Below are 26,965 nucleotides of genomic sequence, written 5' to 3'. Positions count from 1 at the left end.
GGTCGACCGGCATTCCGATCACGGATTGCAGGCGGGGCATTGGCCGGGATCGGCCTCCGCGAGCCCGTCCGGGCGCTCGCGGGCTTCCCGGCTGTCGCAGGCGACGCAGCCGAAGATCTCCTGCCGCACGAGGCCGGTCGGACCGCCGCACCAGGCGCAGGGAAGGCCGGTCGCGGCCTCCACGACCCCGTAGCCCGGCGCCCCGCAGGCAGGACACAGGCAGAGGAGACGCTCGGCAAGGGGTCCTGCGAGCCGGCCGAGCACTGCCATGCGGCTCGGGTTCATGTGGGCGCGCATGTCCGTCTGGACGAACGCCAGACCGTCCCCGGACCAACGAGCGCCGTCCGCCACCGCCCGTTCAAGCTCCTCCAGGGTGCGCACGCCCTTGTGGATCTGAGCGTGCAAATCCTTGAAAACGTTCGGGCGGACGATCAGGGCATGCGAGGGAAAGCGGACCGCATCCAGAAACCGTTCCAGCCCCGCCGGGCTCGACGCTGCCGCGTGCCTGTAGACCGGGGCGTCGTCAACGAGGCGCTCGCGCACGACAAGGCCTCGCTCGTCGTCGACGAACACCAGGAGTTCGACCCCGGCGGCCACGAAGGGAAACTGCGGGTGGGGCCCGTAGCTGCCTTCGCTCGCAATGCCGATCGACGCGCCCGATGCGGCCATGCCCAGTCGCGCCTTGGCGATGGCGGCCTCGTCCATGTTGCCGGCTCTCGGCACCTCGCCGGTGAACGTGCCGAGGCTGTCGGTGTCGATGCCCGTGGCAACGTCGACAGCGAGGCCGAGACGCCCGTGAAGCGACGGGCCGATCGCCGCCTCCTTGCCGTGCATGGTCGCGAGTACGGCTCGTCGTCCGGCATAGACCGAAGCCACCGGGGAAACATCCTCCGTCGTCTGCGCCTCGATCGAGCCGCCATCGCCGGGAGGCGGCAGCATCATGCGCCGCATGCGGCGAACTCCTCTTCGACCGCGACGCCTGTGGCGGCGAACGGCTCCCAGCCGAGGTCTCCGGCATAGCGCCAGGCCATCCGGCCGGTGTCGTCGAGCGCGAAGAGATGCAGCCAGCGATGATCGAACAGCGCGCGCACGTCCTCGTGCCGCTTCAGGACCGCGCTCATCGCCTCGCGGGGCGCCTCGATGCACACCGACAGGCGCAGAGGCTCATGGACCAGCGTCTCGCCGTCATGCACCGACTGCCAGGGCAGGCCGCCCCGCAGGAGCCCGCCATTGCCTTCGACGACCCCGATGCCGCCGGTCACGTTGTGCAGCAGCTTGTTGCCGGCGCCGAAGACCTCGGGGGCCACCGCCGAGCCGTAATATTGCAGGCTGATCCAGCTCGCCACGACCACCGGCGCGGTCAGGATCAGCTCCAGCACGCCGAAATCCTTGTCCTGCTGCCAGTCGTAGTCGTGCAGGAAGGCGCGGCCTTCGAGGTGTCTGCCGGTCGTGCGGCCGCGCGGGGCAGCGATGAAGGCCCGGCAGCCGGCGAGCCCCCATTCCGGGCGCACCTCCGCCCAGTTGCGGCCGCGGCCATGGAGGCAGGCTTCCCCCGCCGCCCTCGGCAGGCAAAGCGCCCGCTCGGCCCGCGTCGCCTTGCCCGCAGCGGCAAGCCAGCCCTTCAGACGCTCCAGGTCCTGCTCGTGCTCCGGCGGGACGTGGTCCTGTTCGTAGAGCACCACCGCGTCGGTCGTCGTATCGTGCAGGGCGCCGACGAACAGCGTGTCCTGCGGGATCCGGATCTGCCGGTTCGCCAGGCCCTGTCTCACCTCCGCACTGTTCAGCAGCGTGGCGAGCAGTCGGACGTTGACCTCGCCGGAATGGCCGCCGCAGGCGCCGCACTGCAGCGCGCTCGCATGCGGATTGTTGACGACGGCGGCGCCATGGCCGGCGAGGACCACGACGCGCGCGAAATCCCCCGTCAGCGACATGGCCCGGAGGATCTTCTCGGCCATGTCGACGCGGGCCTCGATGGCAAGCGGCGGATCGAACCGGGGTGGAGGTCCGTCCGGCCGGGACGCTGGGCCGAGGCCGAGCGCGTCGCGCAGAAGCTTGCCAGCATAGAGCGGCCCGCTGGCCTCGACGAGGGCGAAGGAGGAGACGGCAGCGAGCTTGAAGCGACCCCACGCCCGTCTGGCGCGCCTGGCGAAGCGCGACGACCGGTCGGCGGCGTCCTCGGCGCCGCCCGAACGGCTTCTCACGCCCGGCTGGAGGAGGACCGGTAGACGCCGCTCCCCGACATCGGAGGCAAAGCCCTGGTGCTCCACCGGAATGCCGAAGAAGCCCGCAAACCCCGACGTCCTGATCCGCGGGTCGACGGACTCGAGGGCGCGGCGGAACCGCTCGGAGCGCACGTCGATGCAGAAGGCGGCCTGCACCGCCGGCCGTCCCTGCGGCCGCGCGGGCGCCGGCGAATCGAGCACGGCGGCGAGCGCCCGCTGATCGGCCCGCTCTGCGGCTTCCTGCAGGATCGCGTCGACGACAAGATCGGGCGTCGGCCGGTCCGCATCGGCGTAAGCCGCCTGAGCCGTCTCCCAAGCCGCCGCGAGGGCTTCGCCGTAGCGCTGGAACAGCGTCTCTTCCCAGACGAGCCGGATCGCCAGGAGGTCGGTCAGCGTCGTGTCGGTCCGGCTGCTGAGTTCGGCTACCCAGAGCCGGTAGCGCGCATATTGCGACCAGCCGCCGAGTGTCATCAGCAGCCGGTGGAAATAGGCTTCCAGAGCCGCGTCGCCGAGACCGAGCCGACCCGCCGCCCGCGCGACGGCCTCTTCCGCCCGTTCCGGCGCGTCGGCGACATGGCGGGCAAAGCCGGGCAGGCCGGCGATCTCGGGCGTGAGGTCACGGATCGCGACTGCGCGCCAGGCCCGGTAGGCGCTCGTCTCCCGCGGGGCAGCCCAGAGCGCCTGACCCTCGTCGAAATGGGCGGCGGCCCATGCCCCGAGCCGCTCCGCGACGAGACCGGGCCAGTCGGTTCCGGAGACCTCGGCTGCGAGGTCTGCGACAGTGGGGAGAGGAGAGGGGGGTGGCGTGTCGTCTTCGGTCGCCCGCCGCAGCGCCGCAAGATCGCGCGGCCGCCCCGCCTGTGGTGACGCCGCGAGCGCATCTGCGAGATCCTCGTCGGTGATCGCGCCCGTCCCGATCCGCGCCCGGTACCATGCGCGCGGCATCGTCACGTCTGCGCCGGCGACACGCGCCAGCCGCACGCCGGTGTCGGCGAGACCGCTCTGGGCCTGGCCGAGGAACGGATTGACCGCCACGCTCGCGTTCAGCGGCCAGAGCGGCGGCACCGCACGTGCCGCGGCGTCGATCGCCCGCGCGAGCCCGTCATCCCGCAGTGCGGTGAGGCTGGTGTCTGTCCACGCCATGGGATCCTCCTCCAGATGTCTTCAGCGGGCCCGGCCGGCGGTCCAGCCGCCGAGGAGGCGGTCGAACGCGGCGTTGGCATAGAGGCCGTTCGAGAGGTGCACGCGCAGGCCGCCGGCGGCCGGATGATGAGCCCAGAGCGGGAACATCGCCTGCGCGACCGCGACGATGCCGAAGCTGACGAGGGCGAGCGCGATCAGCGCCCATTCGAGCGGGCCGGGCGCGGGCGTCGCCGGCAGCGTGCCCGACAGCAGCCGTTCCGCCACCGTCTGCAGGCCGAAATAGCCGATCGCGACAGCGACGGAGTAAAGCGCGGTGCGGCGCGTCAGCGCCCGCGGCGCGGCGTCCGCCAGTCCCTGTGCGAGGAGATAGGCGACGCCGAAGATCAGGATGGCGCCGAGCGCCAGCGCCTGCGGCGACTTGCCTCCGATCCCGAAGATCACGGCGACCCCGGCATAGATCGCCAGCGCCAGCACGAAGGCGCGACCGACGGCGCGCACGTCCGGGATCGCGATCGGACCGGGCCGACGGATCGCCGCGACCCTCTCCACCGCGCCGCCGGAGCTCAGGAAGGCGTGCGCCTTGTAGAGAGAGTGGGCGACGATGTGGAGGAGCGCGAGCGGGAAGAGCGCGAGGCCGCACTGCAGGATCATGAAGCCCATCTGCGCCACCGTCGACCAGGCGAGCGAGGTCTTCACCGCGGGCTGGGTCAGCATGACGAGGGCGCCGATGAGGGCGCTGAAGCCGCCGATCATGACCAGGAGGGCGAGCACGCCCGGCGCCAGCAGCATGAGATCGGCGAAGCGGACGAGGAGAAACCCGCCGGCGTTGACGACCCCGGCGTGCAGCAGGGCCGACACCGGCGTCGGCGCTTCCATCACCTCGGTCAGCCAGCCATGCGTCGGGAACTGCGCCGCGGACAGGACGGCAGTGACGGCGATCAGGGCCGCGGCCAAGAGCAAGCTCGCCGGCGCTTCCCCCGACCGCGCCGCATCGAGCACCGCCGAGATGTTCGCCGTTCCCATCGCCGCGACGATCAGCACGGCCGCGCCGATCAGCGCCACCTCGCCGACCCGCGCCACGACGAGGCGCTTGCGCGCCGCCCGCCGTGCCTGAATCCGATCGGGGTAGAAGAGCAGCAGCCTCTGGAGGAACAGGTTCGTTCCGATCCAGGCGAGAACGAGCTGCACCAGGCCGTCCGCCTGCACCAGCAGGAGCACTGCCGCGAGGGACGCGCAGAGCCACCCGGTAAAGGCCCCCTGTCGGGCCTCGCCATCCATGTAGGTCCGGGCGTAGCGGAGCACGACCCAGCCGATGAACGGAACGAGCAGCAGCATCGCCGCGCTCACCGCGTCGAGCCGCACCGACAGCGCGAGATCGCCGAAGCCGAGCGCTGCGCTGGAAGGCCCCCACGTCACGAGGACAGCAGCAGAAGCCAGCGCCACGAGAAGAGCGAACAAGGCTGCGCCCTCGGCGAGCCGTGGAATATGGCGCGGCCGTCTTCCCGGATCGAGTGCGGCCGAGGCTGCGACGGCGAAAAGCGCCAGCGGGGCGAGGAGCGGCAGGAGAGGGAGGGGCAAGCGGATCTCCGTGGCTGGGTTGCGAGAGCCCGGATCTCGTATCGCGGCCGCTAGGAGGAGAAAAATTCATTGTTTTGCAAAAATCGTTCTTCTAAAGAGAATGAACGATGGCCGAGCTGAACTACAGGCATCTCCACTACTTCTGGGCGGTCGCGCATGACGGGAACCTCACCCGCACGGCGGAGCGGCTGAACCTGTCGCAGTCCGCGCTGTCCGTGCAGATCCGCAAGCTGGAGGAGCGGCTCGGCCACGCGCTGTTCGAGCGCCGCGGCCGGCAGCTGCATCTGACCGAGGCCGGGCGGATCGCGCTCGACCACGCCGACGCGATCTTCGCGGCCGGGGAGGAACTGGTGGGCACGCTGCGCCAGACCGGCGAGGTCCGGACGGCGCTGCGTGTCGGGGCGCTGGCGACGCTGTCCCGGAACTTCCAGATCGACTTCCTGCGGCCGATCCTCGGGCGGCCGGACGTTGAGGTCGTGCTACGCTCCGGCAGCACGGCGGAATTGCTCGCGGCGCTCGAGACCCTGAACATCGACGTGCTGCTGACGAACCGGGCACCCGCGCCGGATGCGGTGACGCCCTTCGTCTCGCACCGGCTGGCCGAGCAGCGGGCGAGCCTTGTCGGCGTCCCGGCGCGGATCGCGGACGGCACCACGATCGCCGAGCTCATTTCGGCGCAGCCGGTCATCCTGCCGACCGCGGACAGCGGCGTGCGCATCGGCTTCGACGCGCTGGCCGCCCGGCTGGGCGTGCGCCTTCAGATCGCGGCGGAAGCCGACGACATGGCCATGATGAGGCTTCTGGCGCGCGAAGGGATCGGCCTCGCCGTCATTCCCCGCATCGTCGTCAAGGACGAACTCGAGAGCGGCGTCCTCGTCGAAGCGGAGCGGATGCCCGGGGTGTCGGAGACCTTCTATGCCGTGACGATTGAGCGGCGGTTCCCCAACCCGCTTCTGCGCGAGCTGATCGGGCGCGGGCAGATCCTCGGCCAGACGCACGAAGCACCGCATCCGGCAGCTGAATGACGCTTCGGACGTCGTAGCGGGAAAGGACACCCATTCCGGTTCCGCCTCGATCTCGCAATCCCACGCCAGACGGCACCCTTCGCCGAGCGGCCATGATTCTCGTCAGGATGAGCAGGAGCGCAGCCAGCCACCTGCCCAAGGAACGAGAATGGATCGAGAGCACGGCGGCATTCCCAAACACCCGAGTCGAAACGCATCCATGACCTTAGCGCCGACTTGACGGGGCCGGGCAACGCCGGGGACGATTGCATCGCAAAAGTCAGCGCGGTCCACGACCTCGCCGCGCGACCAGTCATTCGATCGCCGCGTCGACCGGCGGAGAATGAGAGCCGATCAGCGGGGACATGTCACGACCCGCCTCCGCTTGGGATCGGTCTTTTCGACTCATCCCTGCCTCTGTCGATCGCGACTGTCCGCCGACATTGTCCCGGTCGGCATGCCGCACCCATCAGGGGACGAGCTGGCGGTAATCTGCGGCTCTTCGCCGCGGATGCGGCCATGCTTTACGCCACGGACGAGTTCGAGGGAACGCTGCTGATCGGTTCTCGCTCAAGCGCGAAGACGCCGGATTTCGCCGCTTCCGATGCTTGCCGCCTGCACGCCGCGCGGAGCGTCTCTACGGGAAGATTACGCGCCGAGACGCGGCGACCGCATCCGCCGCTGGAAGTCCGAGGCAAAGCAAGAAAAGGAGGCCTGTAGCGGGAGTTCCGCAACGCGTATCGCGAGCCGCTGCACGTCCGGTGAAGCCGCAGCCACCACCTCGCCGAATCGCCAGATGCCGCACCGCTCGATGCCGCGCTGCATACCTTGGTGCAAGTGGCCGGACCATGAGCGCGGACGGCTCGCTGTTGCCCAGTCGAATTTCCGGCACGGCGCTTGTTCGCCGATCAGCACGAAAACGCCCGCCGGACTCGTCCGACGGGAATCACAGAGGCATGTCGCCGCGAATGCAGGTTCACGGCGAGGGAAGCCGTTCGGTCAGGCCGACTGGAGGTTGACCGCCTTCGGACCCTTGCCGCGCTTGTCCGGCTCGGTGTCGAAGGAGACCTTCTGGTTCTCCTGCAGGCCGGGGAGGCCCGAGGCCTGAACGGCCGAGATGTGGACGAAGATGTCCGCACCGCCGTTGTCCGGCTTGATGAACCCGAAACCCTTCTCGGTGTTGAAGAATTTGACCGTCCCGGTCTGTGCCATTCTCGGAATCCTTATCCTGGCATAACGTTTCGCCCAAGGGCTGTGGCAGGCAAGTCTTGACTAGGATAGGAACCGATACATCGTAAGCCGAACTAAATCGGCCAACCCGGGAGAGGCGCTCCCGACACGCAATTCGTCCAATACCCGTGTTCGCGAATTTGCCCGAACGCCTCGATGATGCTGTCATTCCCCAAGCTTTGCAAGTAAAACTTTTCTGACGGACTTCACATATCATTACGGGACGAACGGGCGCCCGATGCCGGACAGCAAGTCACACGCAGAACGACACGAGACCATGCCTATACTCGCCGCCGGCTTCTCCGCTTTTCCGGGTGCTCCCGTCAATCCGACCGAGGATCTCGCTAAGGCCCTGGCAGACGGGTCGGCGGCGCCCCGAGGGGCCGTCGAGGCGATCGTCCTTCCGGTCGAATGGGCGGGCAGCTGGCCGGCCCTGCGGGCGGCGATCGAGCGGGCTCGGCCGAGGACCGTGCTGCTCTTCGGCCTGCATGCGCGCGCCGAGCGGTTCCGGGTCGAGCTTGTCGCCCGCAATCATCGCGAGCTCGGCCGGCCCGACGCGGTCAACGGCTTTCCGGCCGGCCCCTCGATCCTCGACGGGCCCCCGACGCTGCCGGCGCGGCTGCCGTGGGACCGTGTCGCGGCAGCCCTCAGGGCGGCGGACGTCGATTTCGAGTGGTCGACCAATGCCGGCAGCTATCTCTGCAACGAAACGCTCTACAGGCTGGCTTTCCACGCCGAAGCGCTGGGCGTCGAGCAGTTCGGCTTCTTCCACATGCCGATGAGCGACGAGCGTATCCCGGAATTCGCCACGGCCGACGCGCTGCCCGAGGTGTTCTTGAGTCTGCCGTTTGCGCAGATGGTGCGTGCCGCCGGAGCTTTGATCGGCGAGCTTGGCGGGGCCTGAGCGCCAGATCCCTCACGTTCCCGCGACTCGCGGAAGCGGGCCCCCTCTATTCCGTCCTGGGAAGGCGGCTGGTGGTGGCGGTGACGGTCGCCCGGGACGCGGTCGTCGGGCGGAGGCGTCTCCGACCTTCAAGGTGATCCGGTAGAAGCGACACCAGCTTGCCCGGCGTCTCGCCATCGTGAGGGATCGCACCGGGTCGTGCGGCATTCTTCCTCGTGATGGCCGGCACGGACCGGCGCGACTCAGAGGAGGATCGGATGATCCGTCACATGGCACTTGCAACTGCAGCCACAGCCGCGGCTGCCCTGGCTCTTGTCCCCGCCGCCTTTGCGCAAGCGCGGCATCATCGGCACGCACCCATCCCCGAAAACGGCCGGCTGGTTCGGGTGGACTCGGGCACGCCGATTTCCCCCGCCGTGCACACCAATCTTCCGGGCGTCGATTTCAGCGGCTATGGCGGCCCCGCGCGCGGCCCGGGTGGGCTGCAGAACAATGTCGGGGCGGTCGGCGTTGCGCTTCCCTCGACCTCCAGTTCCAATCCGGTGCCGATCGAACAGCCGGGGATCACGACACTCGGCGGCGTACCTGTTGGCGCGGGGAGCCCGGAATAGGCCGCCGGCGGATCTGCGGCCGAAGTGTTCCGGAGGCTGCCGTCTCGGGGATGCGTGATGTAGCGGTGCGGCAAGTTCGCGAGCCGGCTCCATCGACCGGCGCGATAGACGCCCCGAACGCGTCGCCGCGATGCAGCAACCGGCCGAGGCGGCCTCACACATCCGTGATGAACCGATTATGACAACCAACGAAACAAAATCTGCAGGTCGCCGTTGTATCCCCCGATGAAGGCGGACGAGAGCGCCAAGCTCTTCCAAGTCTGTCAGAGCAACGAAATGAGAAGGATGTATATTATGAAGCTCATCGCTACCGCCGCAGTTCTTGCCATGATCGCTGGTCCGGCCTTCGCGCAGTCGAACATGGTGCCGGGCCAGACGCCGAACGGCGCAACCCCGACTGACGCCTCCAACCGCACGACCAACTGCGCCGGCACCCCGGCTGGTTGTGCCGAGGGCGCGGGCAACGGCGGCACCGTGACGGTGCAGGGCTCGACCGACATGACCACGCAGTCGACCAGCGAGACCCCGCTGACCGGCGACAGCATGGGCAGCGGCTCGGAGGGCACCGGCGCCAACGTCGGCATCGGCACCACCACGCCGTCGCAGGGCGTTGTCCCTGGCCAGACCAACCACAACTAAGTCGTTCTGACGGCTAGTGATACGCCCGGCTCGACGAGCCGGGCGTTTTTGCGTGCGGTCACAGGATTGCGCCGGCGCGCGCCCGATCGGACCGCCAAAACGGTATCCTCGATCGTTTGCGGCCCGCTGGGGGCATACCAGAGGAGGCTTTTGCCGCAGCGGGAGGCCGTCTTTGGCCCGGCGCTTGCGCGTCCCTTGCGCCGCAACGCGGCTCGTGATCTGCCGGAGCCGCCGTCGGGTCTGCAGACCGCCGGCGCGAGGCGGAAACAGGAGGGATCCTGCGTGATCGACGAAGCTGCACTGGAAGAGGCCTACGGCCGTGCGCTGACGGCAGAAAAGGCCGGCCGGCGGCAGGAAGCGGCCGACGCCTACCGCCGATGCATCGACATCGACCCGGACGACCATGTCGGGGCGCGGCTGCGCCTCGCCGCGCTGGGCTGCGGCGAGACACCGCCTTCGGCCGGCGACGCCTATGTCGCGACCCTGTTCGATCAGCACGCCGAGGCCTTCGAGGACATCCTCGTGCGCCAGCTCGCTTACGATGTCCCGGCTCTTCTGGCAGCGCGGATTGCCGCGGTCGCGCCGGGTCCTTACCGGCGGATGCTCGATCTCGGCTGCGGCACGGGTCTGGCGGGGCGCGCGCTGAAGCCTTTCGCCGAGACGATCATCGGCGTCGACCTGTCGGAGGGCATGATCGAGGCCTGCTTCGACGCCGGCGTCTACGACCATCTCTATATCGGTGAGGCCGTCGGATTCCTCGAGGATTTCGAGGAAGACGAGCCCTTCGACCTGATCGTCGGGACGGACGTCATCCCCTATCTCGGCGATCTCGATCCGCTGCTTGCGGGCGTCGCCGGAAGGCTGGCGCCGAACGGTGTCTTCGGTGTCTCGACCGAGACGTTCTCGCCGGACGACGCCGGAGGCGAGGCCTTCGCGGTCGGGCCGGACCACCGGTTCCATCACCGCGAAGGCTATGTGCGCAGCCGCCTCGCCGCGAACGGCTTCGCCATCCTGGATCTGCAGCCGATCACCGTGCGCCAGGAGAACGGCCGTCCGGCGCCAGGACATCTCGTCGTCGCGCGTCGGTCCTGACGCGCGTCCGGCGCCGGCAAAGGACGCCGACGCCAAGCTTGAAGCCGAAGAACCACCATCCTATACGACCGACATCGCAATAGCCCCACCCGCGCTCGTAGGCGGGACTGGACAGGAGAGACTTCCATGGCCGAGGCCGTTTCCCTCGTATTCCCCGACAATTCGCGCCGCGAGGTGCCCGCCGACCAAAGCGGCGCCGACATCGCCGCCGGCATTTCCAAGTCGCTCGCCAAGAAGGCCGTCGCTTACGCGCTCGACGGCGAGGTGCGTGATCTCGCCGATCCGGTCGGGCGCTCCGGCGCGATCGAGATCATCACCCGTGATGACCCGCGCGCGCTGGAACTGATCCGCCACGACGCGGCCCATGTCATGGCCGAGGCCGTGCAGGAGCTCTGGCCGGGGACGCAGGTGACCATCGGCCCGGTGATCGAGAACGGCTTCTACTACGATTTCGCCCGCAATCAGCCCTTCACGCCCGAGGACCTGCCGGTCATCGAGAAGAAGATGGCCGAGATCATCCGCCGCAACGCGCCGTTCAGGAAGGACGTTTGGTCGCGCGAAAAGGCCAAGGCGGTCTTTGCGGAGAAGGGCGAGAACTACAAGGTCGAGCTGGTCGACGCGATCCCCGCGGACCAGGACGTCAAGATCTACAGCCAGGGCGACTGGTTCGACCTCTGCCGCGGCCCGCACATGGTCTCCACCGGCCAGATCGGCGACGCTTTCAAGCTGATGAAGGTGGCCGGCGCCTATTGGCGCGGCGATTCCAATAACGCCATGCTGACCCGGATCTATGCGACCGCCTGGGCGACGAAGGAGCAGCTCGCGGAATACCTCCACATGCTGGAGGAGGCGGAAAAGCGCGATCACCGCCGCATCGGCCGCGAGATGGACCTTTTCCATTTCCAGGAGGAGGGGCCGGGCGTCGTCTTCTGGCACTCCAAGGGCTGGCGCATGTTCCAGACGCTCGTCGCCTACATGCGCCGGCGGCTCGACGGCGTCTATGAGGAGGTCAACGCCCCGCAGATCCTCGACAAGTCGCTCTGGGAGACCTCCGGTCACTGGGGCTGGTACCAGGAGAACATGTTCGCGGTGAAGTCGGCCCATGCCTTCACCCATCCAGACGACGAGGACGCCGACCACCGCGTCTTCGCGATCAAGCCGATGAACTGTCCGGGCCATGTCCAGATCTTCAAGCACGGCTTGAAGAGCTACCGGGAACTGCCCGTTCGCTATGCGGAATTCGGCAATGTCCATCGCTATGAGCCCTCGGGGGCTCTGCACGGGCTGATGCGGGTGCGAGGCTTCACCCAGGACGATGCGCATGTCTTCTGCACCGAGGACCAGCTCGCCGCCGAGTGCATGCGGATCAACGACCTGATCCTGTCGGTCTACCAGGACTTCGGCTTCGGCGAGATCACGGTGAAGCTTTCGACCCGGCCCGAAAAGCGCGTCGGCTCGGACGAGAACTGGGATCACGCCGAGACGATCATGAGCGAGGTCCTGGAGCGGATCGCGGCGCAGTCGGGCGGGCGGATCAAGACCGGCATCCTTCCGGGCGAGGGGGCCTTCTACGGCCCGAAGTTCGAGTACACGCTGCGCGACGCGATCGGCCGGGAATGGCAATGCGGCACCACGCAGGTCGACTTCAACCTGCCGGAGCGGTTCGGCGCCTTCTACATCGACAAGGATTCGGAGAAGAAGCAGCCGGTGATGATCCACCGCGCGATCTGCGGGTCGATGGAGCGCTTCCTCGGCATCCTGATCGAGAACTATGCCGGTCACCTGCCGCTGTGGTTCGCGCCGCTGCAGATCGTGGTGGCGACGATCACCTCCGACGCCGACGACTATGCGGTCGAAGTCGCCGCGGCGTTGAAGGCCGCCGGCCTGCATGTCGAGACGGATCTTCGCAACGAGAAGATCAACTACAAGGTCCGCGAGCACTCGCTGGCCAAGGTCCCGGTGATCCTCGTCTGCGGCAAGCGTGAGGCGGAGGAGCGGACGGTGAACCTCCGCCGCCTCGGCTCCCGCGACCAGACGGCTATGGGGCTAGACGAGGCGGTGCGGTCGCTGGCCGACGAGGCGGTGCCGCCGGATCTGAGGCGCAAGCGGGTGGCAGCCGCAGCGGCGTGATCCGCGAGCGGAATGTGCGCGCTTGGGTTGATCGAGTGCGGCGGCACTCGCCGCCTTTGACATCGTCTTGTGATGGTAACGGCCCGATGACCGACAGCTTGTCGTCATCGGGTCGTCATCGATCTGCTGTATCCGCTGACGCGTTTAACGTCAGCGGCTGCGGCGCATGCGAGACTACCCCGAACTTACCTATGCACGACCGGGCGACCGCTTTCTGAAGCGGACCGCCATCCGCTCGATCGAGAAGCTCTCCGGCCGTCGCCGCCTGGCCCGGCTCTACGTCGTCTGGCGGACGCGGGTCGGCAACGGTTCGCCGACGGCGTTCCGCGAGATGCTGAGCCTGATGCGGATCCGCCTCGACTGCGTCGGCCAGCTGCCCGATCCCGAGACCCTGCCGGAGCGGCTGGTGATGGTCGCCAACCATCCGTTCGGGATCGGCGACGGCGCCGCGCTCCTGGCGATGGCGGAGCGGCTGGATCGACCGTTCCGCATCCTCATCAACAACGATCTGATGAAGATCCCGGAGATGGCCGCCTATGGCCTTCCGGTCTCGTTCGAGGAGACCAAGGAGGCGCTCGCCCTCAACATGGCGACGCGCAAGGAGGCGATCCGTCTCCTCGCCGCCGGCACGACCATCGTCGTCTTCCCCGCCGGGGGCGTTGCCACGGCTGAGAAGGTTTTCGGCCCGGCCGACGACCTGCCGTGGAAGCAGTTCACCGCGCGGCTGATCCAGATCGGCGGCGCCGCGGTTCTCCCGATCCACTTCCACGGCCAGTGCGGGCCGCTGTTCCACCTCGTCTCGAAGTGGTCGATGTCGCTGCGGGTGGGGCTGCTGATCGGCGAGTTCCGCCGGCTGTACGGCCGCTCGATCCGGCTGACGATCGGCAATCTGATCCCGTTCGAGGAGCTTGCGACGGTCAGCGACCGCAGGCTTCTGACCGAGCGCCTGCGGCACGCCGTCTACGGTCTCGCCGGCGAATCGCGCGGCCGCTCGCGGATCGCGCGGCTGCGCGCCGCAGCCTGAGGAATCTCTGCCCCGGGTCTTCGGCGTCGTGCCTGCAGTCGCGGGTGTGTCAGCTGCCGCTGTGGGTCTCCAGGCTCCGGCCTGGTCAGTCGGTGGAGGCGTCGCTGCCGTCCTGATCGGCCGCGATGTCGGCGGTCGTGACCTCGACGTCGGTGTTCTCGCCGGAATGGACGCTGAATTGGCGCTGATACACCTTGTCGTGGTTCTTCGCGACGATGAGATAGTCCCCTTCCGCCAGCACCATGGAAGGGAAGGCGCCGACGCTCTCCTTCACGACGTCCCCCGACGCCGTGCTGATCGACCAGGCGGTGTCGGCGATCGCCTCGCCGCCATGCTCGCGCACCAGCTTCAGCGTCAGCAGCGCCGCGTGCTGCTGCAGCGTCGCGTCGGTGATCTTGCCGGCTTCGACGCGGATATCGGCGCGCACAGACGCGTTGACCGAACCATAGCTCGAGACCACGTGGTAGGTGCCGGCGTTGAGCCGGACCACCTTGTCCGGCGGCACGTCGCTGGCGATCAGCTTGCGGTCGCCGCCGTCCTTGGCGTCCGAGTAGATGTCGAAGCTGAGCTTCGAGGCGATCGCCCGCTTGCCGCCCTTCACCAGCGCATTCAGCCGCAGGCCGCCGGCGTTCAGCACCACCGTCTCGCGCGTACGCACGCCGGTGAAGTCGATGCGCTGCACCAGCCCGGCCCGGCCGAAGGCGACGTGCAGGATGTATGAGCCGGTCGGAACGTTGAAATCCGCCACGCTGTTTTCCGACGAGGCGATCAGCGATGGGCGCCCGTCGATCGAGGGAACGGCCGCGAACAGCCGCCAGACGAGTCCGTTCGAGACGACGGGGCCGTCATCCGTCAGCTTCGCCGACAGCGTCAGGGTCGCCTGCGAACGCATCATGTCCTTCGGGGGCGTCGGCTGGGGCGCGTAGGCCGGCAGGCCCGGAAGGTCGATCTTCGGCGCGATGGGGCTTCCGGACCGCTTCGGCAGCGCGATCGGGTTGTAGCTCCGGAGTGGGCGCAGCGGCGGCGCGCCGACATCCTTCGGCGCGGGAACGAGGTCGCTGGCGGAGGGCGAGACGTAGGCTCCGGGCTTTTCCGGAGCGCTGCCGCCGAACAGGCCACCGTCGAACAGTCCGGTGCCGAAGAGGCCGCCTCCGCCCTTCTGTTCCTGTGCCTGCGCCGCGGCGGGCACAAGCAGAAGGCCGACGATGATCGCAAAGCGCATGCCGCCCGGCACCGGCCGTCCCCTCAGATGCGTTCTTCCCCTGAACGTCCTTGACCCCAGATGCGGGACGAATTCAAGGCGGAGAGGAAAAATCGACCCGTCGCGGCAGAAGTCCGCCCGTTTCGGCCTAATTTCGGTTCATCGCTTCGGGTTCTGAAGCCTTCTCCCCCAGCAGGCGCGGAGCCGCAGACACCGCGCCTTCGCGTCGCAGCCGCCACAGGTCCATGCTGGCCGCGCCGACGCTCCGGCAGGCTTCCCGACCTGTCATAATTCCTCTAGACGCTTGCCCTGGCGCCCTGGAAGCGAGGCTGCGCCGATTTCCGCCGACGAGGAGGGGTGCATGGCTGACACACAGCTCACGATCGATGCGCCCGCCGTCGAGGCGCGCTCCGAGATCTACGACGAGGACGGCTACGTCGCCGAGGAATTCCTCGGCCGCGTGCGTGAGGCGATCGAGGCCGGCGACGGCGCCTTCCTGCGCGAGCGCGTCGGCCCGTTGCACGAATCGGAACTGGGCGACCTCCTGTCGACGCTAGACAACGAGCAGCGCCAGTCGCTCGTCAGGCTCATGGGCGAGGAGTTCGACTACACCGCGCTCACCGAGGTCGACGAGGCGATCCGTCTTTCGATCGTCGACGCGATGCCGAACGAGCAGGTCGCCGAAGCCCTGCGCGAACTCGATTCGGACGACGCGGTCTACATCCTGGAGGACCTGGAGGAGGAGGACCGCAAGGAGATCCTCGCCCAGCTGCCGTTCCGCGAGCGCCTGCGGCTGCGCCGGTCGCTGGAATATCCCGAGGAATCGGCCGGCCGGCGCATGCAGACGGAGTTCGTCGCGGTGCCGCCCTATTGGACCGTCGGCCAGACCATCGACTACATGCGCGAAGAGGACGACCTTCCGGAGTCCTTCGCGCAGATCTTCGTCATCGATCCCACCTTCAAGCTGCTCGGCGCGGTCGATCTCGACCGGATCCTCAGGGCCAAGCGGCCGGAGAAGATCGAAGAGATCATGCACGAGACGCGCCACGCGATCCCGGCCGAGATGGACCAGGAGGAAGCGGCGCAGGTCATCGAGCAATACGATCTGCTCTCCGCCGCGGTCATCGACGCCAACGAGCGTCTGGTCGGCGTCCTGACCATCGACGACGTCATCGACATCCTGCAGCAGGAGGCCGACGAGGACATCAAGCGCCTCGGCGGCGTCGGCGACGAAGAGATTTCCGATACCGTGCTGACAGCGACGCGCTCGCGCTTCCTGTGGCTGCTGGTGAACCTTGCGACGGCGGTCCTCGCCTCGCTGGTCATCGGTCTCTTCGACGCGACGATCCAGCAGATGGTGGCGCTGGCCGTCCTGATGCCGATCGTCGCCTCGATGGGCGGCAATGCCGGCACGCAGACGATGACCGTCGCGGTCCGGGCGCTCGCGGCCCGCGAGATCGACATCTACAACGCCGGCCGGATCGTGCGCAGGGAGGTGCTGATCGGCCTGCTCAACGGCGCGCTGTTCGCGATCATCATCGCCCTCGTCGCCTGGCTCTGGTTCGGCAACATGGCGCTCGGAGAGATCATCGCCGCGGCCATGATCATCAACATGCTGGCCGCAGCGCTGGCCGGCATCCTGATCCCACTGGTTCTCGACCATTTCGGCGCCGACCCGGCGATCGCCTCGGGCACCTTCGTGACCACCGTGACCGACGTCACCGGCTTCTTCGCATTCCTGGGGCTCGCGACCCTCTGGTTCCATTTCGGCTGAGCCGGCAGAACGCGACGCGCCATTCGGTTTGACTTTCGCGCGAAGCCTCGGGCAAGCATACCATCCTGTATTGAGTTCGAAGAAGCTGGAAGCCGGCCGCCGATGCGCGAGCACTACACGATCACCGAGCTCACTCGCGAGTTCGGCATCTCGACGCGGACGATCCGCTTCTACGAGGACGAGGGCCTGATCGCGCCGATCCGGCGCGGCCGCACGCGCCTGTTCCGGCACTCGGATCGGCAGCTTCTGAGAAATATCCTGCGCGGCAAGCGGCTCGGCTTCTCCATCGCCGAGATTCGCGAGATCATCGGCATGTACAAGGCGCCTCCCGGCGAGGCCGGTCAGCTGCGTACGATCGTTGCGAAAGTGGCCGAGCGGCGCGCCGAACTCGAACAGAAGAAACGCGACATCGAGGACATGCTGCGCGAGCTCGACGCGGCCGAGGAGGCCTGCCTGACCCGCATGGCGGAACTCGGCATCGGCCAGCGCCAGCGCAGCCGCTGATCCCGGTAGGACGCGCTCGCGCGGGGCCGGCCAGTCCCGCTACTGCTGCGCCTTGAACGAACAGAGGTTGGTGACCTGCCGGATGCGGGTCATGTCCTCCTTGCCGACGTCTCCCTCCATCAGCGTCACGAAGAGGTTCTGCGCCTTCAGGTCGTCCCGCGCACAGGCGCAGTAGCGCTGGCAGAACGCCTCCGGCCGCTGCCCGATGCAGGCGCTCATGCACTGCGAGGCAAACACCCGGTCGAGATCCGGCGGCGCGACCTGTGTCAGGCCCCACACCAGGCCGAACAGGATCGGCTGGTGCAGGAGATAGAAGATCAGCGTGTGCCGGCCGAGCACCTCCGCCGGCCACAGCGGCGCCAGATACGGGTTGAGGGCGCGCAGACGCCCGAGGAAGCCGGTGTCGGTGGCGAGCCTGGCAGCCGCGACGCCTGCGAGGACCCCGCCGAAGAAAGGAAAGATCGGCACGAGGTCGTTCGACAGGGGCGGAGCGTCGCCGAGGCCGACCCAGGCCAGCCAGCGCGTGTCGAAGGCCGGACCCGAGACGAAGAAGGGCAGGGCGATGACACCGGCCGCGACGAGCCCCGTGAGATAGAACGGCAACCGCACGAAGAGCAGACCCAGGAGGCTGGCGACGACGATCTCGTGCAGGATGCCGAAGAAGACGAAGCTGTTCGGCGTCACGAAATAGGTGACGAGCGTGATGGCCGCGGCCCCGGCCGCGATCTGCGCCAGGCGGACGAGGAACGGCCGCCAGCGGATCGCCCGTCCATGCGCCAGGACCAGGCTGAAGCCGACGAGGAACAGGAAGCTCGTGGCGATGCAGCGCGCGAAGATCCGCCAGCCGCCGACCTCCGTCAGGCCGCGCTCGACATAGGAGAAGTGCTCGAGGTCCCAGGTGAAGTGGAAGATCACCATGGCGACGAGGGCCAGCGCGCGCGCGATGTCGATGATCTGGATCCGGCCCCTCGCCGCCGGGTTCGGAGCGGCGGGCCCGGCGCCGGAGGCATCCGGAGAGACAGGGATGAGAGTCTGGGTCACAGAGGCTCCTGGCATGCTGGAAACGGGGTTTGGCCGCCTATGTACCTGAAACGGCACGCCGCGATCGGCGTGAGGTCTCGGAAAGGCTCTGCATGAAGATCATCGAGGCGAACGGCGCCCGCATCCCGGCGATCGGATTCGGCACCTATACACTCGAAGGCGAGACTTGCGTCGATATGGTGGCGAAAGCGATCGCCGCCGGCTACCGCCATGTCGATACCGCCCGCATGTACGGCAACGAGCGCGAGGTCGGCGAGGGCATCCGCAACAGCGGCGTCGACCGCGACGACATCTTCCTCACCACCAAGATCTGGTGGACCGATATCGCCGGCGACAAGCTCGTGGCGTCGGCCGAAAAGGCAGTCGAGGCGCTCGGGGTCGGCGCGGTCGATCTCCTCCTCATCCACTGGCCGAACCCGGATGTGGCGCTGGAGGAATCGATCGAGGCGCTGAACGCAGCCGTGGACAAGGGCCTGACGAAGCATATCGGCGTTGCGAATTTCACCGAGGCGCTGCTGGACGAGGCGAGCGCGATGTCCTCGCATCCGCTCGTCTGCAACCAGGTCGAATATCACCCCTTCCTCAGCCAGGAGAGCGTGCGTGCAGCCTGCCGCCGGCACGACATGGCGATGATCGCCTATTCGCCGGTCGGGCAGGGCGGGGCGGTCTTGAACCATGAGGTCATCCGCGCGGCGGCAGAGCGCCATGGCAGGACGCCGGCGCAGATCATCCTCGCCTGGGAGATCGCGCAGGACCGGGTCGGCGCGATTCCCCGCACGAAGACGCCGGCACGACTGGCCGAGAACCTCGACGTCTTCGACATCACCCTCACCGAAGAGGAAACGGCGGCGATCGACGAACTGACGAAGCGGCGCCAGCGTCTGGTGAACCCGTCCTTCGCGCCGAACTGGGACCGCATCTGATGGACCGGGAGGCGCTGCGGCGCCTCGCTGCCGGCGTCTCCGACTGGGGACGCTCAGCGCTCGACTTCTTCTACCAGCCCTCCTCGCTGGCGCAGATCGGCGCCGTCGTCGTCTGCTATCTCCTGGCAATGGGGCTCGACCGCTTCACCCGCGCGCCGATCGAGCGGCAGGCGCGCCGGATCCGGGGTGCCCCGGGAATCCTGCGCATCGTCGTCGCGATCCGGCGACGCATGCGGTGGGTCTACTTCGTCCTTCTGCTCTGGCTGGTCACGCTCATCGACGTCGCCGCCGGCGGACCGCGCTCGCAGATCGTCTCCGTCGTCTTCAAGCTGGCGCTCGCCTGGCTGGTCATCGCGGTCGCCTCGCGGATCATCCGCAACCGGCTCGCCTCACGGCTGATCACTCTCGCGGCGTGGAGCTTCGCGGCGCTGTCGATCCTCGACCTGACGACGCCGGTCGCGAACGTGCTCGACCAGACGGCGATCAGCATGGGAACGGCGCGCATTTCGGCGCTCCTCGTCGTCAAGACCGTCATCGTGATCGCGGTGGCGCTGTGGATCGCCTCGACGCTCGGCAGCTTCCTCGACGCCCGCGTCCAGCGTAGCGAGGAGCTGACGCCGGCGCTGCGCGTGCTGATCGGCAAGATCCTGAAGATCGGGCTGGTCGTCGTCGCGCTGGTAATCGCGCTCGCCTCCGTCGGCCTCGACCTCACCGCGCTCACCGTATTCTCCGGCGCGATCGGCGTCGGCCTCGGCTTCGGGCTGCAGAAGGTCGTCTCGAACTTCATTTCCGGGATCATCATCCTGCTCGACCGCTCGATCAAACCGGGCGACACGATCTCGCTCGGCGAGACCTTCGGCTGGATCCGCGACCTTCGCGCCCGCTTCGTCTCCGTGGTGACGCGGGACGGGAAGGAATATCTGATCCCCAACGAGGACTTCATCACCAACCAGGTGATCAACTGGTCCTTCTCCAACGACCTCGTCCGGATCGACGTCAAGTTCGGCGTGTCCTACGACGCCGATCCGCACGAGGTGATGCGGATCTCCAAGGAGGCAGCCTCTGCCGTGCCGCGGGTGGTCGAGAGCAAGCCCGTGGTCTGCTGGCTGACCGGGTTCGGCGACTCCTCGCTGGACTTCATCCTGCGCTTCTGGATTTCCGACCCGCCGGCTGGCATCGCCAACGTCAAGGGACAGGTGCTCCTGGCGCTGTGGGATGCCTTCAAGGCGAACGGGATCGGCATTCCGTTCCCGCATCGCGAGGTGATCTTCCGCACGCCGATGGTGGTGGAGCGAGGAGCGACCGGCTCCGCTCAAGCCGCGACCGCTAACACGGCGACGTTCGGCAAGAGCGACGTCGCCGAATGAAACAACGCTAGGCCGGTGCCGTCCGGGGCCGGCAGTCGGTCGCCGAGGGGGCGGTCGGGGCGCCGCAATCGCCGGGGGAGGCCAGCCTGTTTTTCTATCTCGCCAAGCCCGGCTGGTTTCTCCTGCAGCCGCTGGTCGCGATCATCCTCCTGACGGCAGCCGGCATTCTCGCACGATGGTGGCGCTTGCAGCGCTTCGGCACGTTGCTCCTCGCGCTCGCCGGGCTGTATCTCATCGTCTGCAGCCTGACCCCGCTCGGCCTCGCCATGACCGCGGCGCTGGAGAATCGCTTTCCGCAGCCGGTCCTTCCGGACAAGGTCGCGGGTATCGTCGTCCTCGGCGGCTCCTTCGACACGAGGGTTTCGCGGACCCGGCACGCGCCGGAGGTGAACGAGGCGGCCGATCGGGTGACGGCAGCCATGGCGCTCGCGCGGCAATATCCCGAAGCCAAGGTCCTGTTCAGCGGCGGCGACGCGTCGGTCTTTGCCCGCGACATTCCCGAGACGCAGGTCGCCAGGGCGTTCTTCCTCTCGCTCGGCCTCGATCCGCAGCGCCTGATCCTCGACGGCCGCTCGCGCGACACCTACGAGAACGCGCGCTATTCCAAGCAGCTGGCGGACCCGAAGCCGGGGGAGACCTGGCTGCTCGTCACCTCCGCCTATCACATGCCGCGCGCCGTCGGCTGCTTCCGGAAGGTGGGCTTCGCCGTCGTGCCGGTTCCGGTCGATTACCGCACGCCGGCGGGCGCCGACCTCTGGCGCCCGTCGAACGACACGACCCGCAATCTGGAAAAGGTCCACTTCGCGCTGCGCGAATATCTCGGCCTGCTGGCATACTGGATCGCCGGCCGTACCAGCGCGCTGTTTCCCGGCCCGAACCCGTAAGGGCTGTGCGCGGCCGCCGAAACGACAAGAGCCGGGGCGGCGATACGCCCCGGCTCTTGAAACTGGTCCGGAATGGTCCGCCGGCAGCGCTCCGATCAGTAGACCGTGACGTCGAAGCCGAACCACTTCTCCGACAGCTTCTTGATCGTGCCGTCTTCCTTGGCGGCGGCGATCGCCTTGTTGAACATCGCCTTCAGCTCGTCGTCGCCCTTGCGAAGGCCGATCGAGGAGCCCTTGCCGAGCATGCCGCCCTGGAAGCGCGGCCCGGCGGCGATCATGCCCTGGTTGCCCGGCTCCTTGGCGGCGGTGCCGACATAGGCCATCGAGGCCATGATCGCGTCGACGCGGCCGGACATCAGGTCGAGGTCGTGCTCCTGCGTCTTGCCGTATTCGCGGATGGTCGCGACGTCGGAGAAGTACTTCTGCAGGAAGCCTTCGGCGATCGAGGAGGACTGGACGCCGATCACCTTGCCCTTGAAGAACGGCTTGATCTCGTCGATCGCCTTCTGCGCCTTGTCGGGCTGGGAGGCCAGCGAGAACACGTCACCGGTCAGCGGCAGCTTGGCGAGGTCGCTGTCCTTCAGGACGGCGAAGGTCTGGCCGGTGGAGCCGTAGGGCTGGGTGAAGTCGATCACCTCCTCGCGCTTCTTGGTCGCCGACATGCCGGACATGATGGCGTCGAACTTGCCGGCCTGCAGCGCCGGGATGATACCTTCCCAGGACTGGACGACGAAGTTGCACTTCACGTTCATGCGCTTGCAGAGATCCTGGCCGAGGTCGATCTCGAAGCCCTCGAGCGTGCCGTCCGGCTTGGTCGAGTTCCACGGCGGGAAGGCGCCCTCGGTGCCGATGTTGACGACCTTCCAGTCCTTCGCCGCCGCCTGGCCGGCGAGCAGCGTGACGGCCGTCAGCGCGATGCCGACGGCCTTGGCCCATGTCTTCATGTCTCAGTTCCCCTTGGTTGAGCCACCCGGCCAGAGGCCGGCTGCGGCGTGTGGAGCCGGCGGATCAGCCGGCGATGAATTTCTGGAAGCGTTCCGAGCCGCCGCCGGAGAACAGCGCCTCCGGCGCGCCTTCCGCATCGATCAGCCCCTGGTGCAGGAAGACGACGCGACTCGAGACATCCCGGGCGAAGCCCATCTCGTGGGTGACGACGAGCATCGTGCGGCCTTCCTCGGCAAGAGAGCGCATGACCCGCAGCACCTCGCCGACGAGTTCCGGGTCGAGCGCCGAGGTCGGCTCGTCGAACAGCATCACCTCCGGCCGCTGCGCCAGCGCCCGGGCGATCGCGGCGCGTTGCTGCTGACCCCCGGAGAGATGCGCCGGATAGTGGTCGCGCTTGTCGGCGATGCCGACCTTTTCCAAAAGGCTTTCCGCCTCCGCGACGCACTCCCTGCGCGGCCGGCCCTGGACGTGGATCGGCGCCTCGATGACATTTTCGAGGACCGTCATATGGGACCAGAGATTGAAGGTCTGGAACACCATGCCGACCCTGGTGCGGACGCGGTCGACCTGGCGCCGGTCCGCCGGGCGCGCTTGGCCCCGCCGGTCACGCGTCAGCCGGATCGTCTCCTCGCCGACGGTGACAGTGCCCGACGTCGGCACCTCCAGCATGTTGATGCAGCGCAGCATGGTGGACTTGCCGGAGCCCGACGCACCGAGGATCGAGACGACCTCGCCCTCGCGGGCTTCGAGCGAGATGCCCTTCAGCACCTCCAGAGTGCCGAACGACTTGTGCAGGTCGTCCAGGCGGACGGCGACCCTGGCGCCGGCGGGTCGGGTCTGGCTCATGCGCGTTCTCCGACCGTCCCGGTCGTCGGCAGCACGGTGCCCTCCGGCCGCGCGCGCAGATGCGGCGTCAGCCAGTGTTCGAGGGCGAGGACGAGGCGCGTCAGGACGAAGTTGATGACGAGGTAGATGGCTCCGGCGACGAGGAACACCTCGATCACCCGGTAGGTGTCGGAGATCAGCTTGGCGGCGCGGCCGGTGATCTCCATCAGCGTGATGATCGAGGCGAGCGAGGTCGCCTTCACCATCAGGATCAGCTCCGTGCCGTAGGCCGGCAGCGCCTGGCGGATCGCCAGCGGCAGCACGATGCGGCGGAAGAGCAGGAGGCGCGACATGCCGGCCGCCCGGGCGGCCTCGATCTGGCCGTGCGGCACCGAGAGCAGGCCGCCGCGGATGACCTCGCTGGCATAGGCCCCGGTATTCAGCGACAGCGCGATGATCGCGCACCAGAACGGCTCGCGCAGGATGGGCCAGAGGAACGAATGCCGCACCGCCGGGAACTGGCTGAGGCCGTAGTAGATCAGGAATATCTGCACGAGCAGCGGGGTGCCGCGGAAGGCGAAGAGATAGGCCCGGGCGAAGAGGTCGAGCGGCAGCACGCCGGAGAGACGCATCGACGCCAGCGCGAGTGCCAGCACGGCGCCGATCGCGGTGGAGAGAAAGGCGAGCTCCAGCGTCAGCGGGACGCCGGGCAGCAGGGTCAGCAGCGTCTCCTGGAAGAAGGCGAAGCTCATCAGGCCCGCCTCACGCCGCGATTGGCGCGGCTTTCGGCGGAGCGGAAGGTCAGGCTGGAGACGCTGGTGATGACGAGATAGAGCACGGCCGCGGCAAAATAGAAGGTGAAGGGCTGGCGCTCGGAGCCGGCGCCGACCTGCGCCTGGCGCAGGAGTTCGGCGACGCCCGTCACCGAGACCAGCGCCGACTCCTTCAGGACGATCTGCCAGACATTGCCGAGGCCGGGCAGCGCATGGCGCAGCACCAGCGGCGCGACGATGCGGCGGAATCGGAGCATCCGGTGCATGCCGGCGGCGACCGCCGCCTCGATTTCGCCGGGATGCACCGCGCGATAGGCGCCGCGGAAGACTTCGGCATGCTGGGCGCCCGAGACGACGCCGATCGCCATCGCGCCGGCGGCAAAGCCCGGAAGGCCGATGAAGCCGTCGCGGCCGAACAGGTGCCCGACCGCGGTCAGCACCGAACTGCCGCCGAAATAGAAGAGGTAGATGACGAGGAGGTCCGGAATGCCGCGCAGCACGGTGGTGTAGACGTCGGCGACGATGCGCGCGATGCGCCCGCCGGAGATCTTGGCGAAGGCGGCGAGCGAGCCGAAGACCGCGCCGATCGCAAAGCCGCAGACGGCGAGGGCGAGCGTCGTCGCCGCGCCCATCAGCATGAGCTGGCCCCACCCGCCGGGGCCGAAGCTCATCAGTTCGAAGAAGCCGGGTTGTTGCATCAGCGTCCGTGGCCAGGGGGTCTCGTCGATCCGGCACCGCTGCTAGGCGGCGCCGGAAGCAGGCGGCTCACTCCGCCGCCTGCGGCAGCTCTGCCGGCAGCTCCGGCTGCGTGTCGTCCGGGATCGGGTTGACGAAGGGCCGGCCGGCCCGGCGCTTGGCGAAATCGGCCTTCGCCGCCGCGATCTCGGCGGGATCGGAGAACAGCGCCGTCGCCGTCGCCGCCATCACCTTGGCCGCGTGCTCCATACCCCTGTGCGCCGCCGGCATCTTGCCCTGCGCGACCAGCTGCCAGGAATGGCCGGGCGTGCCGATCGCGTAGGTCGCGCCGCGCATCTGAACGGTCGGCACCACCCAGCTGACGGTCCCGACGTCGGTGGAGCCGACATGCGTGCCGTCGCCGGCGCCGAGCGGCGTGATCGTATCGCAGAGCGGCACGTCGAGCTGCGGCGTGAGCCCGAAGCGCGCATAGGCAGCCTCGATGTCCTCGCGGCTCAGCGTCTTCTGGATCTCCCGCGCGAAGGCCCGGTCTGCCTCATCGAACTGTGGCGGGCCCAGCCGTTCCAGCTGGCGGTGCATCAGCGCCTCCAGCGGGTCGTTGCCGATGAGGTTGGCGTCGCCGCTGACGATCTTTCCCTCGACCTTCGTCTCCGTCATCAGCGCCGCGCCCTCGGCGATCTTCTCGACCCGCTTCACCAGCGCCTGCATGGCCGGCAGCTCGCGGTCGCGCACGAGGTAGCGCACTACCGCCTTCGGCTGCACGACGTTCGGCGCGACGCCACCCGTATCGATCACGGCATAGTGGACGCGCGCCGTCGACGGCATGTGCTCGCGCATGTAGTTGACGCCGACGCTCATCAGCTCGACCGCGTCGAGGGCGGAGCGCCCGAGTTCTGGCGAGGCCGCAGCGTGGCTGGCGCGGCCGGTGAAGGTGAAGACGATCTCGTTGCAGGCGAGCGAGATCGGCTTGTTGACGCCGGCGAACGGGGCAGGGTGCCAGGAGATCGCGATGTCGACGTCGTCGAAGACGCCTTCGCGGACCATGAAGCCCTTCGCCGACCCGCCTTCCTCTGCCGGGCAGCCATAGTAGCGCACGCGGCCGGCGATGCCCCGTTCGGCCAGCCAGTCCTTCACCGCCGCCGCGGCGAGCAGCGAGGCCGAGCCGAGGAGATTGTGGCCGCAGCCGTGGCCGGCGCCGTTCGCCTCGACCGGCCGCTCCTCGGCGACGCCCGCCTGCTGGCTGAGGCCGGGCAGGGCGTCGTACTCGCCCAGGATGGCGATCACCGGGCCGCCGTCGCCGGCTTCGCCCATCACCGCCGTCGGCAGCCCGGCGACGCCGGACTGCGTGCGGAAACCCTGCCGCTCCAGCATCGCCAGATGCTCGGCCGCGGACCGTGTCTCGTGGAAGTTCAGCTCCGGCATCCCCCAGATCCGGTCTGCGAGGCCGAAGAAGTCCTCCGACAGCGCCTCGACATGAGACCAGATCGCTTCGCCGTTGTTCATGGGGCCGTCCGCCTTCCGTCTTGGGTGAGTAGCGCCGGCTGGCGCAGCGCCCAGCCGCCTTGCTGGTCGCGCTGCCGCACCGGCCCGGCGCGAGCGTGGCATTGCGCCACGATTGGTGCCAATATCATGCACGCTTTACAAGTCTGCGCAATCGGCGGTCCCGTCCAATTTTCAGGCAGTGCGACCACCACCGGTGCGGCAGGCGGCGGTATGCGCGGCTGGTCGGCCGGCGATCCCGCTGCGGGGGACATGCGGACAAATGGCCGATTTGCGGGACAACGGTTCGAGAACCCGAGCAGCAGGTGAGGGCGGCCCGGGCGTCGCCGATCGCCTGGCGAGCGACATTCAGGCGGGGTGCTTCTCCCCGGGCTCTTGGCTGAAGCAGATCGACCTGCAGGAGCGCTACCGCACCAACCGGTCGGAGATCCGCAAGGCGCTGGAGCATCTGGCAGCAAAGCGGCTGATCGAGTACCTGCCGAACCGTGGCTACTATGTCCACCGCGAAGACGATGCGGCCGCCGACGAGATCCGCGACATCCGCATCATGCTGGAGACGGCGGCCGCAGAATTCATGGTGGCGCATGCTGCCGAGGCGGAGATCGCCGCGCTCCAGCGCCTGGCGGAGCGCTTCGTGGCGCTGCTCGACCAGGGCACGATCGTCGAGATCTACGAGACCAACCTCGCCTTCCATCGCGCGCTGCTCGCCACCGCCGGAAACCGCGCGCTCGTCGACCTCGTCGACGAACTCCGGCTGCGAACCTCACCGGCCCCGGCCTCGCAATGGTCGACCCGGCAACGGATCGCGCAGTCGGGCCGGGAGCATTTCGAGATGGTCGAAGCGCTGCGGGCCCGCGACGCGCCCCGCCTCGGCGCAGTCATCCGCCGGCATATCGGACAGGACGGCTCGGGCGATGGCCCACGGTGAGACCGGGCGGCGTTCCGCTGATCGCCG

Annotated in this window: 24 protein-coding genes; 13 read left to right on the top strand and 11 right to left on the bottom strand. The window is 68.2% G+C overall.

Going from position 1 to position 26,965, the window contains the following annotated elements:
* Positions 1-18: 18 nt before the first annotated feature.
* From AB5S17_RS14120 to AB5S17_RS14110, 3 genes are read right to left on the bottom strand one after another with little or no spacing between them, the layout of a single operon-like run.
* Positions 19-951: a DUF6671 family protein gene (locus AB5S17_RS14120; RefSeq protein ID WP_369240421.1), complete on the bottom strand. Its 933-nt coding sequence runs from the start codon at positions 949-951 to the stop codon at positions 19-21.
* Positions 939-3,365: a YbcC family protein gene (locus AB5S17_RS14115; RefSeq protein ID WP_369240419.1), complete on the bottom strand. Its 2,427-nt coding sequence runs from the start codon at positions 3,363-3,365 to the stop codon at positions 939-941. The genes AB5S17_RS14120 and AB5S17_RS14115 overlap by 13 nt, the downstream gene beginning before the upstream one ends.
* A 21-nt stretch (positions 3,366-3,386) precedes the next feature.
* The gene (locus AB5S17_RS14110; protein ID WP_369240417.1) at positions 3,387-4,943 is read right to left on the bottom strand and encodes a proton-conducting transporter membrane subunit; all 1,557 of its coding nucleotides are present in this window, start codon (positions 4,941-4,943) and stop codon (positions 3,387-3,389) included.
* 107 nt (positions 4,944-5,050) lie between these two features.
* On the opposite strand from AB5S17_RS14110, the gene AB5S17_RS14105 reads away from it, so the two are divergent.
* Positions 5,051-5,968: a LysR family transcriptional regulator gene (locus AB5S17_RS14105; protein ID WP_369240415.1), complete on the top strand. Its 918-nt coding sequence runs from the start codon at positions 5,051-5,053 to the stop codon at positions 5,966-5,968.
* Positions 5,969-6,946: 978 nt separating this feature from the next.
* On the opposite strand, the gene AB5S17_RS14100 is transcribed toward AB5S17_RS14105, so the two are convergent.
* Positions 6,947-7,159: a cold-shock protein gene (locus AB5S17_RS14100; RefSeq protein ID WP_233721542.1), complete on the bottom strand. Its 213-nt coding sequence runs from the start codon at positions 7,157-7,159 to the stop codon at positions 6,947-6,949.
* A 295-nt stretch (positions 7,160-7,454) separates the two neighbouring features.
* On the opposite strand from AB5S17_RS14100, the gene AB5S17_RS14095 reads away from it, so the two are divergent.
* The 6 genes from AB5S17_RS14095 (at position 7,455) to AB5S17_RS14070 (ending at position 13,577) form a co-directional block, all read left to right on the top strand.
* A complete protein-coding gene (locus AB5S17_RS14095) occupies positions 7,455-8,081 on the top strand; it encodes a hypothetical protein (protein ID WP_369240413.1) in 627 nt (208 codons plus the stop codon).
* A gap of 257 nt (positions 8,082-8,338) precedes the next feature.
* The gene (locus tag AB5S17_RS14090; protein WP_369240411.1) at positions 8,339-8,692 is read left to right on the top strand and encodes a hypothetical protein; all 354 of its coding nucleotides are present in this window, start codon (positions 8,339-8,341) and stop codon (positions 8,690-8,692) included.
* Positions 8,693-8,986: 294 nt separating this feature from the next.
* Positions 8,987-9,331, top strand: a complete 345-nt coding sequence (locus tag AB5S17_RS14085; RefSeq protein WP_369240409.1) for a hypothetical protein — start codon at positions 8,987-8,989, stop codon at positions 9,329-9,331.
* Between the two features lie 282 nt (positions 9,332-9,613).
* Positions 9,614-10,423, top strand: coding sequence for a methyltransferase (locus tag AB5S17_RS14080; RefSeq protein WP_369240407.1), 810 nt, complete (start codon positions 9,614-9,616; stop codon positions 10,421-10,423).
* 126 nt (positions 10,424-10,549) lie between these two features.
* Positions 10,550-12,553: a threonine--tRNA ligase gene (gene thrS, locus AB5S17_RS14075; RefSeq protein ID WP_369240405.1), complete on the top strand. Its 2,004-nt coding sequence runs from the start codon at positions 10,550-10,552 to the stop codon at positions 12,551-12,553.
* 166 nt (positions 12,554-12,719) lie between these two features.
* Complete coding sequence (locus AB5S17_RS14070) at positions 12,720-13,577, top strand: glycerol acyltransferase (protein WP_369240403.1); 858 nt, start codon at positions 12,720-12,722, stop codon at positions 13,575-13,577.
* Between the two features lie 85 nt (positions 13,578-13,662).
* On the opposite strand, the gene AB5S17_RS14065 is transcribed toward AB5S17_RS14070, so the two are convergent.
* A complete protein-coding gene (locus tag AB5S17_RS14065; protein WP_369240401.1) occupies positions 13,663-14,799 on the bottom strand; it encodes a hypothetical protein in 1,137 nt (378 codons plus the stop codon).
* Between the two features lie 340 nt (positions 14,800-15,139).
* Between AB5S17_RS14065 and mgtE the strand changes: the two genes are divergently transcribed.
* Both mgtE and AB5S17_RS14055 read left to right on the top strand, forming a co-directional pair.
* On the top strand, positions 15,140-16,552 hold the full coding sequence (gene mgtE / locus AB5S17_RS14060) for a magnesium transporter (protein ID WP_369240399.1): 1,413 nt from the start codon (positions 15,140-15,142) through the stop codon (positions 16,550-16,552).
* Positions 16,553-16,654: 102 nt separating this feature from the next.
* Complete coding sequence (locus AB5S17_RS14055; RefSeq protein ID WP_369240397.1) at positions 16,655-17,056, top strand: MerR family DNA-binding transcriptional regulator; 402 nt, start codon at positions 16,655-16,657, stop codon at positions 17,054-17,056.
* 39 nt (positions 17,057-17,095) lie between these two features.
* Here AB5S17_RS14055 and AB5S17_RS14050 read toward each other — a convergent pair whose 3' ends face one another.
* A complete protein-coding gene (locus tag AB5S17_RS14050; RefSeq protein ID WP_369240395.1) occupies positions 17,096-18,097 on the bottom strand; it encodes a heparan-alpha-glucosaminide N-acetyltransferase in 1,002 nt (333 codons plus the stop codon).
* Positions 18,098-18,189: 92 nt separating this feature from the next.
* On the opposite strand from AB5S17_RS14050, the gene AB5S17_RS14045 reads away from it, so the two are divergent.
* The 3 genes from AB5S17_RS14045 to AB5S17_RS14035 all read left to right on the top strand — a co-directional run bounded on the left by AB5S17_RS14045 (position 18,190) and on the right by AB5S17_RS14035 (position 21,271).
* Positions 18,190-19,020 (top strand): aldo/keto reductase, encoded by an 831-nt coding sequence (locus tag AB5S17_RS14045; RefSeq protein WP_369240393.1) that lies wholly within the window; start codon positions 18,190-18,192, stop codon positions 19,018-19,020.
* On the top strand, positions 19,020-20,387 hold the full coding sequence (locus AB5S17_RS14040; RefSeq protein ID WP_369240391.1) for a mechanosensitive ion channel family protein: 1,368 nt from the start codon (positions 19,020-19,022) through the stop codon (positions 20,385-20,387). The genes AB5S17_RS14045 and AB5S17_RS14040 overlap by 1 nt, the downstream gene beginning before the upstream one ends.
* Positions 20,388-20,572: 185 nt before the next feature.
* Positions 20,573-21,271, top strand: coding sequence for a YdcF family protein (locus AB5S17_RS14035; RefSeq protein WP_369240389.1), 699 nt, complete (start codon positions 20,573-20,575; stop codon positions 21,269-21,271).
* Positions 21,272-21,366: 95 nt separating this feature from the next.
* Here AB5S17_RS14035 and AB5S17_RS14030 read toward each other — a convergent pair whose 3' ends face one another.
* The 5 genes from AB5S17_RS14030 to AB5S17_RS14010 form a co-directional block, all read right to left on the bottom strand.
* Positions 21,367-22,215 carry a transporter substrate-binding domain-containing protein gene (locus AB5S17_RS14030; protein ID WP_369240387.1) on the bottom strand — a complete coding sequence of 283 codons (849 nt, stop codon included), beginning with the start codon at positions 22,213-22,215 and terminating at the stop codon, positions 21,367-21,369.
* 64 nt (positions 22,216-22,279) lie between these two features.
* Positions 22,280-23,062, bottom strand: coding sequence for an ABC transporter ATP-binding protein (locus tag AB5S17_RS14025; RefSeq protein ID WP_369240385.1), 783 nt, complete (start codon positions 23,060-23,062; stop codon positions 22,280-22,282).
* Entirely contained in the window at positions 23,059-23,793 is a 735-nt protein-coding gene (locus AB5S17_RS14020; RefSeq protein ID WP_369240383.1) for an ABC transporter permease, read from the bottom strand. Before AB5S17_RS14020 ends, AB5S17_RS14025 begins: the two co-directional genes overlap by 4 nt.
* Positions 23,793-24,512: an ABC transporter permease gene (locus AB5S17_RS14015; protein WP_369240381.1), complete on the bottom strand. Its 720-nt coding sequence runs from the start codon at positions 24,510-24,512 to the stop codon at positions 23,793-23,795. Before AB5S17_RS14015 ends, AB5S17_RS14020 begins: the two co-directional genes overlap by 1 nt.
* Positions 24,513-24,579: 67 nt before the next feature.
* Complete coding sequence (locus AB5S17_RS14010) at positions 24,580-26,013, bottom strand: M20 family metallopeptidase (protein ID WP_369240379.1); 1,434 nt, start codon at positions 26,011-26,013, stop codon at positions 24,580-24,582.
* A gap of 259 nt (positions 26,014-26,272) precedes the next feature.
* Here AB5S17_RS14010 and AB5S17_RS14005 point away from each other — a divergent pair, with 259 nt between their 5' ends.
* On the top strand, positions 26,273-26,938 hold the full coding sequence (locus AB5S17_RS14005) for a GntR family transcriptional regulator (RefSeq protein ID WP_369240378.1): 666 nt from the start codon (positions 26,273-26,275) through the stop codon (positions 26,936-26,938).
* The last annotated feature ends 27 nt before the right edge of the window (positions 26,939-26,965 follow it).

This window comes from Jiella sp. M17.18 (genome assembly GCF_041027365.1).
GTDB lineage: Bacteria > Pseudomonadota > Alphaproteobacteria > Rhizobiales > Rhizobiaceae > VKMB-3413.
Note: the sequence above shows the minus strand (reverse complement) of the source record. Positions and strands in the feature narration are given on the sequence as shown.